Raw genomic sequence first — 13,238 nt, 5'->3', positions numbered from 1 at the left:
ACGAGGATACGAAAAACTTGGCCGTCAAACGTTCAGGCATTCTGTGGGTCGGAGTGCTGGTCATCGTCGGAATTCTTGTCGCTGCGTGGATTGACGGAGGCGAAGAGCCCCTGCGCCCGATCAGCCAGCCGGTCGAAATTCCGGAGGGCACCCTGTGACTCGCGGTTTTCTCCTGGCCGGCGCGGCGCTCGCGCTGTCTTCCACCGTGGTCCTCGCCCAGCGCTCGCCCGAGAGCATCCTGCCGCGGGGGATGGATACTCCCGCGCCCAGTCCATCGCCGACACCCGCACCGGCTCCCGCACCGACATCTTCACCGAATCCGGCCGAACCTGCGCAAAGTGGGGAAGTGGTCCAGCCGTTGCCGAGGGCGGCAAGGCCGGTCGACACTTCGGATGTGGATTTATCGGATATCCCCTCGGTCGCCGAACTCGAGGCGATGACCACCGAGGAACTCGACGATCTCTTCGGACTCAAGCCGCGTTTCGATATACCCCCCGCAGCGCGTCGCTCCACGAGCGAAATCGGAGTGATCGGGCCGGGTGAGGGCGGTTTGCCCACGGCGTCGCTCGCGCGGCAACCGGCATCGATTGTGCAGGCCGCGCTCGGTGCGATGGAAGGTCCGCTGATCTCCCGCTGGGGGCATATCTTGCTGCGGCGGACGCTGGCGAGCCGGCTCAATGCACCGGATGGAATGGACCCGGTGCAATTTGCTGCGCTGAGAGCCAGCACGCTCAATACGATGGGCGAGCATGTCGCCGCACGCGCCCTGGTACAGGATGTCGACACTGCCGATTACAACGGCTCGCTCGTCAATGCGGCGCTCGGGGCCTATCTGGGCACAGCGGATATCGTCGGCGCATGTCCGGTGGTGCGGCTCGACGGAGTCGAAGGTGAAGGTCTCCAGTGGTCTATGCTGGAAGGCATCTGCTCCTCCTATGCGGGAGAGGCTACTTCGGCGCAGAACGATCTGCGCCGCCTACTCAACCAGACCGAGGAAGACCGCATCGATGTCCTGCTGGCACAGCGGTTCGCGGGTGCTGCGGGGCAAGGTCGCCGTGCGGTGACCATCGAATGGGATGGCATCGACGAGATGAACCCTTGGCGCTTCGCCCTGGCGAATGCGCTCGGCGAACCCATTCCCGAGAATATCGCCGAGACGCTCGACCCCTATTATCTGAAGTCCTCGGCGCTGATTCCGGCCCTTCCGCCCATCCAGCGCCTGAACGGGGCCGATGTAGCGGCGGCTTCCGGCATCCTTTCGGCGAAGGCGATGGTGGACTTGTATTCGCAGATTTACGCCAATCGTGGGGCCGAGACCGGTGGGGTCGGTCCGGTCCTCGCGGGAAGATTACGCGATGCCTATGTCGATCCGGCACCGGCCGAAAGGCTCGCTGCGATCACGGATGTCTGGGGTGGTGGCCAAGCGGATTACGGGCGCCTGGTTCTCACCGCCTATGCAGCCGCGCGGCTGACGCCAAGCGACGAATTTGCAGAGGATGCCGATCAGCTCATAGCTTCGATGCTCACCGCAGGGCTCGAGCGCGATGCACTGCGGTGGTCGGAAATAGTTGAAGAGGGCTCGCTCGGCTGGGCACAGCTTGCGCTGGCCGATCCCGAGGGAGCGCAGGTTTCCGATGGCGCGATCGATAGCTTCTTCGACAGTGACGATTCCTCCAGCAAGCGTAAATCCCGCATGTTTGTGGCGGGGCTGGCGGGTCTCGGAAGAACGGATACGGGAAATATCAGCGAGTACAGCGATCGGCTCGGGGTGGACCTCTCGGCTCCGACCGCATGGACCGTGATGATCGACAAGGCGGCCGAAGCGGACAATGCCGCGCTCGTCGCGATCCTCGCTGGGCTGGGCATGCAGGGAACAAGCTGGGAGCAGATGACTTCGCGTCATCTCTTCCATATCGTTTCGGCGCTCAATCGCGTGGGTCTGGAGGCGGAAGCCAGAATGATCGCCGCGGAGGCGGTCGCGCGCGCATAGCGTGAGCAGTATCGACGATTTTCTGGCTATGCTCGCCGCAGAACGCGGGGCGGCGAGGAACACATTGCTCGCCTACGGCCGCGATCTGCATCAGGCAGATGAATTGCTTGGTGGCGATCTGGCAGATGCCAGCGCCGCGCAATTGGCAAAACTTGGTCAAGGCTGGTCGTCTCTGGCGCCGTCCACAGTGGCCCGCAAGATTTCGGCGCTCCGACAATTCTACGGCTTTCTGGTCGACGAGGGCGAGCGGGAGGATGATCCGACACATGCGCTACCGCGCCCCGCGACCCGGCGGCCACTGCCCAAGATACTCACACACGCGCAAGTCGAGGCGCTGTTTTCCCGCGCAGAAGACGAGGCGACGAGTGACAGGCCCGAAGCCGTTCGGCTGCTCGTCATGCTCGAACTCCTCTACGGCTCCGGCCTGCGCGCGACAGAGCTCGTATCGCTTCCGCTCGCCTCCGTCCCGCGCGACGAACCGTTCCTCACGGTTACGGGCAAAGGCGGCCAGGCCCGATTGGTCCCGGTCAGCAGGCGGGCAAGACAGGCGCTTTCCCGCTGGCTCGCGGTCCGCCCTTCGGCTTCGCGCTACCTTTTTCCTTCACGCAGCGGGCACCTGACGCGCATCCGTCTTTACCAGATGCTCAAGGAGCTTGCGGTCCGCGCCGATCTGCCGCCTGAAAAGCTCAGCCCCCACGTCCTGCGACACGCATTCGCAACCCACTTGCTGGAAGGCGGGGCGGATCTTCGCGCCTTGCAGACGCTGCTTGGACATGCCGATATCGCGACGACGCAGATCTATACGCATGTCGATGCCGCAAGGCTGGTGAAGCTCGTCAATGAACGCCACCCGCTTGCGCAGGTGCGCCGCAGCGACTAGCGGACTGGCGATGATTTCCTATCTAGAATTCGAAAAGCCGGTCGCCGAACTCGAAAAGCGCATTGCCGAACTGCGTGCAGCGTCGGAAGGCGATGAAGTCGATATCTCGAACGAGCTGAAGCGGCTCGAAGTAAAGAGCGCGACTTTGCTGGAGAGTACCTACGAATCCCTCACGCCCTGGCAGAAGACGCAGGTTGCGCGGCATCCTTCGCGCCCGCATTTTCGCGACTATGTCGAGCATGCGTTCGAAGAATTCATGCCGCTGGGCGGAGACCGTGCCTTCGGCGAGGACGAAGCGATCATGGGCGGCTTCGCGAAGCTGAATGGACGAAAAATTGTGCTGATCGGGCACGAGAAAGGCAACGATACCGCCAGCCGCATCCGGCACAATTTCGGCATGGGCAAGCCCGAAGGGTACCGCAAGGCAATCCGCTTGATGGAACTGGCAGGACGTTTCGGCCTGCCCGTTGTCACGCTGGTTGATACGTCAGGCGCTTTCCCCGGGGTCGAAGCAGAAGAGCGTGGGCAGGCAGAAGCCATCGCCCGTTCGACCGAAGCTTGTCTTGCCCTTCCTGTCCCCATGGTGGCGAGCATCGTGGGCGAGGGCGGTTCAGGCGGCGCGGTCGCGCTGGCGAGTGCAGAACGCGTGCTGATGTTCGAACATGCCGTCTATTCGGTCATCTCTCCCGAAGGTTGCGCCTCGATCCTCTGGCGCACGGCCGAAAAGGCACCCGATGCTGCCGAAGCGATGAAGATCACCGCCCAGAACCTCGAAAAGCTCGGCGTGATCGACCGTATCGTGAAAGAGCCAGTGGGCGGCGCCCATCGTGATCCTCGGGCAGCAGCCAAGGCGCTTGGCACTGCGATCGGCGAAGAGCTGGATATGCTGTCGCGCAATTCTGCGGACGAGCTCAAGCGTATGCGCGAAGAGCGGTTCCTCCAGATCGCCGGCTAAGCGCCTCTTTTCCGGTGCCGGGAACAAAGCTCCCGCTATTCAGGTTTCCCCTTGCATAGACAGAACTTACGGGCGTGAGGGCGTATCCCTGCGCGTCCATGCAAGGGGAGCTTAAAACAAATGCCCAGCCTGAAATCACTCGCCGCCGCTTCGACCGCCACGCTCTCGCTCGCGCTCGGGGGCTGTGCTGCCCTGCCGGGAGGCGGGAATATTCCCGATTCGTCCGCACCGATCACGCAGAGCGAAGCCCAGATCGGGGCCGAAGCGCACCCCCAGCTTCTCTCTGAATTCGGCGGCGCGATGACAGGTCCGCAGGCGCAGTATGTCCGCGAGATCGGCCAGAACATCGCCGTCCAGTCCGGTCTCGGTAATGCTCGCGAAAGTTTCACGGTCAGCTTGGTGAACAGCCCGGTCAACAACGCCTTCGCGATCCCCGGCGGATACGTTTACACGACGCGCCAGCTCGTCACGCTCATGAACAACGAGGCCGAACTGGCTGGCGTGCTCGGCCACGAAGTCGCCCACGTCGCATTGCGTCACTCGCAGCGTCGTCAGGCTGCCGCCCAGCGAAATACGCTTCTCGGCGCCGCTGGCGCAATCCTGTCGAGCGTGCTTCTTGGCAGCAATCCGCTTGGACAACAGATCGGCCAGGCTGCGTTGCAGGGCTCGCAGATGCTGACACTGAGCTTCTCGCGCGAGCAGGAACTCGAGGCCGACGTGAAGGGCATCGAATATCTCAATTCCGCCGGCTATGATCCCCGTGCGATGGCGACTGTGCTCGCCAGCCTTGCTGCACAGAATGCGCTCGACGCCCGCCTGCAGGGCCGTGACGATGCGCGACTACCGGAATGGGCATCGACCCACCCGGATCCTGCCAGCCGCGTACAGTCCGCCCTCAGCCGTGCGCAGGGCATGACCGGCGTGACCAATCGGGATACCTTCCTGACGCGGATCGATGGGCTGACCTATGGCGACGATCCCGATCAGGGCATCGTCGAGGGCCGCCAGTTCATCCATCCGAACCTGCGATTGTCCTTCCAGGCACCGCAAGGGTTCTACATGGTCAACGGCACGGACGCGGTGACCATCAATGGTCAGAGCGGCAAGGCCCAGTTCTCTCTGGCGCAGTATAACGGCAATTTGCAAACCTATGTGAACAGCATCTTCGCAGGCCTGAGCCAGCAGCAGCAGATCCGTCCGGCCAACATCCAGACGACCACCGTGAACGGACTGCCGGCCGCTTACGGCACGGCGCGGGTCAATGGCGGCAGCGGCCAGGTGGATGTTACCGTCTTCGCCTATGAATTCTCCAACGACCGGGCCTATCACTTCCTCGCCATCACCCCGGCGGGCCAGGCAGGCACGTTCAACCAGATGTTCGCATCGATGCGCCGCATCTCGCAGCAGGAAGCAGCCAATGTGGTGCCTCGCGTCCTGGATGTCGTGACGGTGCAGAGTGGCGACACGGTCAGCTCGCTTGCCCGCCGGATGGCCTATTCGGATGCACAGGAAGAGCGCTTCCGGGTCCTTAACGGTCTCTCGTCCAATCAAGGCGTGAGCGCGGGCCAGAAGGTCAAGATCGTGGTGCGCGGGAGATAACGCGATCACCAGAGTGGTAATGCCTCCCGGTAAGGGAGGCACAAAAAGAAAAGGCGGCGAGGTTTCCCTCGCCGCCTTTCCTCCTAAGTAATGAATATTACTTGTTGTTCGCAGCCGACATCGTGCTCGAAACCGTGTTGAAGGTTTCGGTAAGTTCGTTGCCCAGTGCGCCCATGGCGGTCATTGCAGCAACGGCGATCAGAGCAGCGATCAGGCCGTATTCGATGGCGGTTGCACCTTCTTCGTTCTGGCGCAGCTTGTTGATGAACTTCATATGTAGTCTCCTGGTTCAGTCTTCGGTACCCGACTCTCACCGCGTCCAAACGGCTTGAGCTATCCTCGTTCTGACGCCGACAGGTTGACAATTCGTAACCAGATCGGTGCAATTCTTGGCCAAATGGGAATTAATCTCTTGCCGCTTGGACTTCTGAAGAAATGTTGTTCCACATTTCTATCGTCTCTTGTCCAAAGGCTTCGACTGCTCCCACCAAGGCCAAGAATATCAGCGCGAGGATCAGCCCGTACTCGACAGCGGTGGCACCACGTTCATCGCGTTCCAGTCTTTTTAGAAATTGGACCACTTGACTTGCCCCCATTGTCAATTCGTAGCTGACAATCATGGGGTAATCCGACAGGTCTTAAGAAATTGTTGCCGGAAGAGATCGTTTTGGAAAATAATCCGACATGGATGCCAGTCGTGGCGCTTGCTCTCGAAGACGGCGAGGGGCGCTGGCTGATGCACAAGCGTCCGAAACACAAGCACCATGGCGGGCTCTGGGAATTCCCGGGGGGCAAGGTCGAACTGAACGAAACGCCTACAAATGCGCTGGTCCGGGAGATTGAAGAAGAGCTGGCTGTGGTCCTTCCTCCCGACACGCTGGTCCCCGAAGCGTTCGCCCAGCAAGAACCCGCAAAACATGAATGTCCCATTGTCATCCTTCTTTACAATTGCCGGCTGCCGGGCTGTGATCCCCGGTCGATGGAGGGAGGGGAGGTAGGGTGGTTCACTCCAAAAGAGATAGATGCTCTCGACAAGCCGCCGCTCGATCAAGATTTGGCACGTTCCCTCTTTGCAAAAATGCCGGATTAGGTGTTGCCAAGAACGGAGGCCGTGCCTATGTGCCGCCTCCGACGCGCCAGTAGCTCAGCTGGATAGAGTACCTGACTACGAATCAGGCGGCCGGAGGTTCGAATCCTTCCTGGCGCGCCATTAAAGGCCATCCCTTGCAAGAGGGGTGGCCTTTAATGGTTCTGGCTCCACCAGATTGCTCGATCCGCAGGAATCGCGCTCACGGCGGGAGCGCTGTCCCCCATACGCGTGACAGCAATATACAACACTCAGGATGTTTCCGTCTGCAACGCGGAAGCTTCGCATTGCGGGCGGTTCGCGTCCGGTTACAAAGTCCATCACATCCGCCGGAAACAGCATGGGGAAGAGGCTGCCGCCGGGTGCGAAGGGGACAAACAATGACATATCGGTCGCGAAAGTCGAACAGGTGCGAACTGCAGAACCTGTCACCGTCGAAATCCTGGGAGGCGCAACATGCGAAGTGATCTTCCGCAATCTGCGCCTGTCGATCGCGGGTCCTTCTGGACCTGTCTGGCGAGGCCGGGCCTCGTGGCCGCTCTCGGTTCACATAAAGAGAATGCCGAGCGAGAGCCGAACCGCCCCCGTTAACCCGCGCGTTCTTCCAGCGCGTGCATGTCTTCATCGCTGAAACCGAAATGGTGACCGGCTTCGTGAATGACCACGTGCCGCACGAGATCGTCCATACGCACACCGGTCTCGCGCCACTCGGCGATGAGAGGCTCACGGAATAGCCAGATCCGGGCCGGCATCCGGTGGCTTTGCCAGATCGAACGATCGGGCAGCGCTTCACCTTCGTATAGCCCGGTCAGTTCCCACTTGTTCTCGAGATCGACTGCCCCGAGCTGTTCAGGCGTGGCGAAATCTTCCACCCGCATCACGATTTCGCCCATCTGGGCGCGGAATTCCTCCGGCAGGGAACCGACGACAGCCTCGGCCATCTGTTGCATCTGCGCCTGTGTCGGCCCGATTTCGGAACGCTTCATGCTTCAGATATGAGTGAGCTTGTCCGTCTGTTCAAGCAATGGCGGAACCCGGCGAGGTCCCGCCTGTTCTCATTGCAAAAGGAGAACAGCACCGATGGCTGATGCACAGGAAATTTTCGACCGCCTCAAGAAGGATCACGACCGGCATCGCGAGTTGCTGGACAAGCTGCTCGAAACAAGCGGCGAGAGCGGTGAACGCAAGACCCTGTTCGAGGAACTGACAAAGGAACTCAAGAGCCACGCTGCGGCCGAAGAGCAGGCGCTTTATTCGACCATGCTGCGCAAGCCGCCGACCACCGACGAGACCCGTCACTCGGTTGCCGAGCATCATGAAATCGAAGAAGCGCTCAACGATCTTGCCGCAACCGACATGTCCGAAGGCGGCTGGTTGACGAAATTCAAGACATTCGACCACGATTACCGTCATCACATCGACGAGGAAGAGGAAGATCATTTCCCCGACTTCGCCAAGCACCTGACCGAACAGGACATGGAACACATGCGCTCGGTGTTCGAACGGCGTAAGAAGGAAGAGAAGACCGAAGCCGAAGTCACTCCCGAAAAGAAAGAGGATGCCAAGGAATAGCCATGCTCGAGGAGGGGGCAAACGAACCAGCTGAGGACAAGCCCGACCCGGATCGGGTGTCACGGCTCGAGGATGGCGAATCGCCCAGCGTCTGGCGCTATGCGAAGGTCGAGCGCGCAGCCGTCCTGATCGATGCGGCGAACTATTTCTCCGCGATGCAGGCGGCAATGCTGAACGCGAGGCACCGCATTTTCCTGATCGGCTGGGATTTCGACACGCGTATCCATTTGGCGGATGGCCGGCACTGGTGGCAGCGCAGCTACAAGGACAAATACCCGGCGCGGCTCGGAAGCTTCATCGGCTGGCTGGTTCGGAACCGGCCCACGCTTGAGGTCCGCATCCTGAAATGGAGCTTCGGGATTTTCAAATTCGTGGTGCGCGGATCGATGTGGTGGGATCTGGTTCGCTGGGCCCGGCACCGGCGGATCGACTTCAAGTTCGACAGCGCGCATCCGACCGGGTGCAGCCACCACCAGAAGATCGCCGTCCTCGACAACCGGCTCGCGGTTTGCGGGGGGATCGACATGACCGTCAAGCGCTGGGACACCCGCGAACACAAGGAAACGGAAGAGCACCGCACTACGCCCAATGGACGCATGTACGGGCCGTGGCATGATGCCTCCATGATGATGGAGGGCGAAGTTGCCGATGCGCTGAGCGATCTCGGCCGCGACCGCTGGATCCGCGCCGGGGGCAAGCCGCTGTTGCCCATGCAGCCCAGCAAGGAGAGCCTCTGGCCGAAAGGTCTCGAAGCCAATTTCGAGAATGTCGAAGTGGGCATTGCCCGAACGTGGGCCGCTCACCGGGATTGGGAAGAGGTAAGGGAAATAGAGAAACTCTTCGTCGATCATATCAAGCGCGCGAAGAAACTGATTTACGCGGAAAGCCAGTATTTCGCATCGCGCGCCATCTGCGAGGCAATCTGCGCAAGGGTGGCGGAGGATGATCCGCCCGAGATCGTCATCGTCCATCCACGCCACGCCGATGGCTGGCTCGAACAGCAGGCGATGGATCACGCCCGCGCGGAACTCGTCCGTTCCATCGACGAGGCCGACCACAAGGGCCGCTTCAGCATCTGGAATCCCTATACCGGCACCACGGCAATTTATGTCCATGCCAAGATCATGATCGTAGACGACCGGATATTCCGCATCGGCTCGGCGAACATGAACAACCGGTCCATGGGGCTCGACAGTGAATGCGACGTCTTCATCGACTGCGATCGCGAAGGCAATGAACACGCCTGCGAAGCTATCGGAAAAATCCGCCATTCGCTGCTCGCCGAACATTGCGGGCTGGATGAAGACGAGATCGGCGAGTTGCTCGAGCGGCATGGCTCGATGGCGGCCGTCATCGATCACTCGATCACCGAAGATGGACGTAATCTCGTCCGCTATCACGCGCCCGATCTCAACGGAGCGGAGGAAACCCTCGCCAAGAGCGGGCTGCTCGATCCCGAATGTCCGGGGGACATGTTCGAGCCGTTTGCAAAGGGCGGTCTTTTCCGCAAGGGAAGCCGACTGGAGCGCTTCCGCTCCAGGTTCAGGAGGAAAAACGGCAAGTGAGCAGCCTGGTCGGACCCGACGAAGACGATCCCCGAGGAAAGCCTCCCGTTCCAGAACACGTACAGGCTGCGATCCGTACGCTCATCGAATGGACCGGCGACGATCCGACGCGCGAGGGCCTGCTCGACACCCCCAATCGGGTCGCGCGCGCGTGGAAAGAATATTGCATCGGTTACGATGAAGACCCCGCCATCCACCTCGATCGCGTGTTCGAGGAAGTGGGCGGCTATAACGAGATCGTCCTGCTGAAGGACATTCCCTTCCAGTCGCACTGCGAACATCACATGGCGCCAATTATCGGCAAGGCGGCCATCGCCTATATGCCGAACGACCGCGTGGTGGGCATTTCCAAGCTGGCCCGCGTGCTCCACGGTTTTGCGCGGCGTCTCCAGGTGCAGGAGCGGCTGACCGCCGAAGTGGCCGATTGCATCTGGAAACACCTCAAGCCGCAGGGCGTGGCCGTGGTCATCGATGCCCAGCACAGCTGCATGACCGCGCGCGGCGTACGCACGCCCGGCGTTGGCATGGTCACCAGCCGCATGATGGGCACCTTCCTAGACGATCCGCGCAGCCGCGAGGAAGTGCTCAAGCTGATGGGGTATGGCTGAAAAGGCGGAAAGCGGGACTGATTGCGAACTGTTCGCTTGCGACGCCAAAGCAGCCATGAGAACAGCCTCTTGGGTTCCCGATACCTGCCATCGACTCAGCCTATGCGCTTCAACCATTTTGGGGCCGAGAGGAGACAGTCGTCTGTGGATGGCTCCCGCGTTGCAAGCTTAAAGTGATGATGTGGCCTTGGGTCGGGTGCAGTCGTCTGTCCGGCCTGTTGATGCAGTCGGGTGGGACTGCTGGCCCTGATGGGGTCCGTGAACAAGGTCCTATCGGCTTTGCAGGCTCTAACGCCTAAGACTGTCATCGGGTTATCCTTGCTCCCGGTCCGACCGGTTTCACCATCACATCGCTTCGCTCTCACAACTTCGTGAAGCTGGTCTCCTCAGCTAAATTGTTGACCCACTATGACGCCAGTGCCGGTGCGTGGTTCGCTTGGTAACACTCTCCGCGTGTCATGACCGCCCACGCGACCCGGGCCATCTTGTTGGCCATGGCAACCGAAGCGACCCGAGCTGGCTTTCGGGCGAGCAGCGCAACGAGGCGCGGATCAGCTGTTTCGGGCTTTTCCTTTGCACGCCTGACCAGCGACGTTGCACCGATCACGAGTAACTGCCGTAGATATTTGTCACCCATCTTGGTGATCCGTCCCAAGCGCTCTTTGCCGCCGCTCGAGGTCTGGCGCGGGGTCAGCCCCAGCCAGGCTGCGAACTGCCTGCCCGATCTGAACTGACTGGGATCGGTTACCGAGGCGGCAAGCGCGGTTGCGCCAACAGGCCCGATGCCGGGGATGGTCGCCAAGCGCCGCGCGGTCTCATCGCTACGCTGCAAGGCGGCAAGACGAAGGTCGAGTTTGCGCAACTGGGCGTGGAGCTGAAGGATCTGCTCTGACAGCATAGAGGCGACCCCGACAGCGTCGACCGGAAGATCCAGATCGCTCTCCTGCTCGGCTATCTGCCGCGCCATCTGCAAAGCCCGCTCGAGCCCGACCGGAATGGCAATGCCTTGCTCTGCAAGGACGCTGCGCATCAGATTGACCGATTGCGTGCGCTGCCCGATCAGCAGGCGGCGGGTTCGGTGGAGGGCCAGCGACGCTTGTTGCTCGGGGCTCTTTACCGCGACGAACCGCATGGTGGGCCTGGTCACAGCTTCACAAATGGCTTCGGCATCCGCGGCATCGTTCTTTCCGCGCTTCACATAAGGCTTCACATATACCGGCGGCATCAAGCGGACTTCGTGGCCCAGCTTTCTTAGCTCACGCGCCCAGTGGTGCGATGTCCCACATGCCTCAACGCCAACCAGACACGGCGGCAGCTTCTCAAAGAAAGGAAGCATCTGAACTCGTCGCAAGGTCTTGCGGATAACGACCTCGCCGGCCGGACTCACTGCATGAACCTGAAAAACGTTCTTGGCCAAATCGAGGCCGATCGTGCTAATCTCCATGACGGATGGCTCCTTTGCTCGGGTTTGCATGATAGCAACCCATCTTGGCACCTAGATGCCGTGAGCGGGAGCCATCCACCTCATCCGCTTTCGGTTTGAAAATCTTAGAAGCTGAAACGAACCTAGCGGTGCGCCGATCATAAATCGCAAGAGCTCCCGCAGAGTGCCGCTTGCTATACGGAACCTAAAAGACCGCGTGCTCACCGCGCTCAGCTGTGACCTCGCCCTCGAGCAACTGCTCGTAATAGCCGAAAAGGGTATCAGACCCCGTCGATGGTGTAGCGTCGGCATCATATCGACCATTTGCCGGGTTCAGCACAAGCATGGACTCTGTCGCATAATAACGACCGATGCGCGCGAATTCAGCTTTCGCTCGAAGGGAAGGCACAAACCGCCCCAAGGTCGCAAAAGCGAAGATGAAGACGTCAAGCAAGGCGATAGGAATATGGATGAAGCGCGGGGGGCGTCCGATCAAAGAAAACAGCTCTTCCCCCTGCATCCGTGGTGTGATCGCTTTTCCCGGTCCACCAATCGCCAAGATACGGTTTCGCCGCTCCGGGAGGTCGATGCAATCAGCAAGGTAGGCTGCGAGGTCGTCATCGCTGATCGGCTTGCAGGAGGTGAGCGTGCCATCACCGAACACCATGAAGGGCTTACCTTGCCGGACCCGCTCGACTTGACCTGAAAGGGATTTGTAGAAGGCTGTGGGCCTCACGATCGTGTAGTCGACCTGCGATGCAATGAGCTTGCGTTCAAATGCGAGCTTCGCCTTCTGGAACTCCAGAATGGGTTTCTGAACACAGATGGCAGACAGCAAGATCACGTGCGGAATCTCCGATGCCTTTGCCTGCTGCAGAGCGGCTACATGGCAATCGTGATCGATCGGCCATGCATCGTCAGGCGCCCCTGTCCGAGATGCGAGGCACGAGAGCATCGCATCAAAACGCTCCCCCCTGATGCCTTCATTCGCAATCGAACCGGGGTCGCTCAAATCGCATGGTCGGAGCGTCGCTCCTGCATGAGCGAGTTCGCCAGCCGAACGCGAAAGGCTATCCCCCTGGTTGGAAACCGGCCTGACCAAACAGACAACGCTGTGTCCGCGAGAAAGGAGGGTTCGCACGGTCGCGCGCCCGATAGTCCCGGTTCCACCCAAGACGAGAATGTGGCGTCGTTGTACGCCAACTTGCTGTTCGCTCGCCATCTAGGTTGTTTAGACGATAATATGATCTTTAGTGCGAAACGTTTTGCAAGCGGTCGGGACTGTCGTGACCAAACCGTGTGCCAAGGTTGGCAGGCAGTCCGCGTTCGGAAGAATTAGGCAGAAAGCCGTCTTTCGGCTTACGACGCCATTGCGGACTTAGAAGTTCTGCTCCATTCTCAACGCGAAATCAGTGATTAAGGAAGCCGGCTCATGTCTGCCACAGATAGGCTCGACAATCTCTATAAGTTCCTGATCGGTGCTTCGCTTGCTTTCTTCACTTGCCATTACCTTTGGGGAGTCGAGGAAGCGGCACATGCCGGCATGATTGCCGGTTTGG

Annotated in this window: 14 protein-coding genes and 1 tRNA gene; 10 read left to right on the top strand and 5 right to left on the bottom strand. The window is 60.4% G+C overall.

Translation table 11 applies throughout. From position 1 onward, the window contains the following. Positions 1-17: 17 nt before the first annotated feature. The 5 genes from GRI69_RS12805 to GRI69_RS12785 all read left to right on the top strand — a co-directional run bounded on the left by GRI69_RS12805 (position 18) and on the right by GRI69_RS12785 (position 5,424). Positions 18-158, top strand: coding sequence for a hypothetical protein (locus GRI69_RS12805; protein WP_160728669.1), 141 nt, complete (start codon positions 18-20; stop codon positions 156-158). Then, a complete protein-coding gene (locus GRI69_RS12800; RefSeq protein ID WP_160728668.1) occupies positions 155-1,990 on the top strand; it encodes a hypothetical protein in 1,836 nt (611 codons plus the stop codon). The genes GRI69_RS12805 and GRI69_RS12800 overlap by 4 nt, the downstream gene beginning before the upstream one ends. A 1-nt stretch (position 1,991) precedes the next feature. Beyond that, on the top strand, positions 1,992-2,870 hold the full coding sequence (locus tag GRI69_RS12795; RefSeq protein WP_160728667.1) for a tyrosine recombinase: 879 nt from the start codon (positions 1,992-1,994) through the stop codon (positions 2,868-2,870). Positions 2,871-2,880: 10 nt separating this feature from the next. After that, complete coding sequence (locus GRI69_RS12790) at positions 2,881-3,825, top strand: acetyl-CoA carboxylase carboxyltransferase subunit alpha (protein WP_160728666.1); 945 nt, start codon at positions 2,881-2,883, stop codon at positions 3,823-3,825. A gap of 120 nt (positions 3,826-3,945) precedes the next feature. Continuing rightward, a complete protein-coding gene (locus GRI69_RS12785) occupies positions 3,946-5,424 on the top strand; it encodes a M48 family metalloprotease (RefSeq protein WP_160728665.1) in 1,479 nt (492 codons plus the stop codon). A gap of 97 nt (positions 5,425-5,521) precedes the next feature. On the opposite strand, the gene GRI69_RS12780 is transcribed toward GRI69_RS12785, so the two are convergent. Then, positions 5,522-5,698: a Flp family type IVb pilin gene (locus GRI69_RS12780; protein ID WP_160728664.1), complete on the bottom strand. Its 177-nt coding sequence runs from the start codon at positions 5,696-5,698 to the stop codon at positions 5,522-5,524. A 130-nt stretch (positions 5,699-5,828) separates the two neighbouring features. Beyond that, positions 5,829-6,020 carry a Flp family type IVb pilin gene (locus GRI69_RS12775; RefSeq protein WP_160728706.1) on the bottom strand — a complete coding sequence of 64 codons (192 nt, stop codon included), beginning with the start codon at positions 6,018-6,020 and terminating at the stop codon, positions 5,829-5,831. 53 nt (positions 6,021-6,073) lie between these two features. On the opposite strand from GRI69_RS12775, the gene GRI69_RS12770 reads away from it, so the two are divergent. Beyond that, positions 6,074-6,514: a (deoxy)nucleoside triphosphate pyrophosphohydrolase gene (locus GRI69_RS12770; protein ID WP_337191074.1), complete on the top strand. Its 441-nt coding sequence runs from the start codon at positions 6,074-6,076 to the stop codon at positions 6,512-6,514. Between the two features lie 43 nt (positions 6,515-6,557). Further along, a tRNA-Arg gene (locus GRI69_RS12765) sits at positions 6,558-6,634 on the top strand. A gap of 464 nt (positions 6,635-7,098) precedes the next feature. On the opposite strand, the gene GRI69_RS12760 is transcribed toward GRI69_RS12765, so the two are convergent. Then, entirely contained in the window at positions 7,099-7,497 is a 399-nt protein-coding gene (locus tag GRI69_RS12760) for a metallopeptidase family protein (protein WP_160728663.1), read from the bottom strand. A 94-nt stretch (positions 7,498-7,591) separates the two neighbouring features. Here GRI69_RS12760 and GRI69_RS12755 point away from each other — a divergent pair, with 94 nt between their 5' ends. From GRI69_RS12755 to folE, 3 genes are read left to right on the top strand one after another with little or no spacing between them, the layout of a single operon-like run. Next, on the top strand, positions 7,592-8,083 hold the full coding sequence (locus GRI69_RS12755) for a hemerythrin domain-containing protein (RefSeq protein ID WP_160728662.1): 492 nt from the start codon (positions 7,592-7,594) through the stop codon (positions 8,081-8,083). A 2-nt stretch (positions 8,084-8,085) separates the two neighbouring features. Next, a complete protein-coding gene (locus GRI69_RS12750) occupies positions 8,086-9,648 on the top strand; it encodes a phospholipase D-like domain-containing protein (RefSeq protein ID WP_160728661.1) in 1,563 nt (520 codons plus the stop codon). Next, the gene (gene folE / locus GRI69_RS12745; protein WP_160728660.1) at positions 9,645-10,256 is read left to right on the top strand and encodes a GTP cyclohydrolase I FolE; all 612 of its coding nucleotides are present in this window, start codon (positions 9,645-9,647) and stop codon (positions 10,254-10,256) included. Before GRI69_RS12750 ends, folE begins: the two co-directional genes overlap by 4 nt. A 406-nt stretch (positions 10,257-10,662) precedes the next feature. Here the strand turns inward: folE and GRI69_RS12740 are convergent, their stop codons facing one another. Together GRI69_RS12740 and GRI69_RS12735 are read right to left on the bottom strand one after the other, a co-directional pair. Then, a complete protein-coding gene (locus GRI69_RS12740; RefSeq protein ID WP_160728659.1) occupies positions 10,663-11,700 on the bottom strand; it encodes an IS110 family RNA-guided transposase in 1,038 nt (345 codons plus the stop codon). A 184-nt stretch (positions 11,701-11,884) separates the two neighbouring features. Further along, positions 11,885-12,901 carry an NAD(P)H-binding protein gene (locus GRI69_RS12735; protein ID WP_160728658.1) on the bottom strand — a complete coding sequence of 339 codons (1,017 nt, stop codon included), beginning with the start codon at positions 12,899-12,901 and terminating at the stop codon, positions 11,885-11,887. Positions 12,902-13,238: the final 337 nt, after the last annotated feature.

The sequence above is a fragment of the Qipengyuania vulgaris genome, from assembly GCF_009827325.1.
Classification (GTDB): domain Bacteria; phylum Pseudomonadota; class Alphaproteobacteria; order Sphingomonadales; family Sphingomonadaceae; genus Qipengyuania; species Qipengyuania vulgaris.
This window is presented reverse-complemented; position numbering and strand designations above follow the sequence as displayed.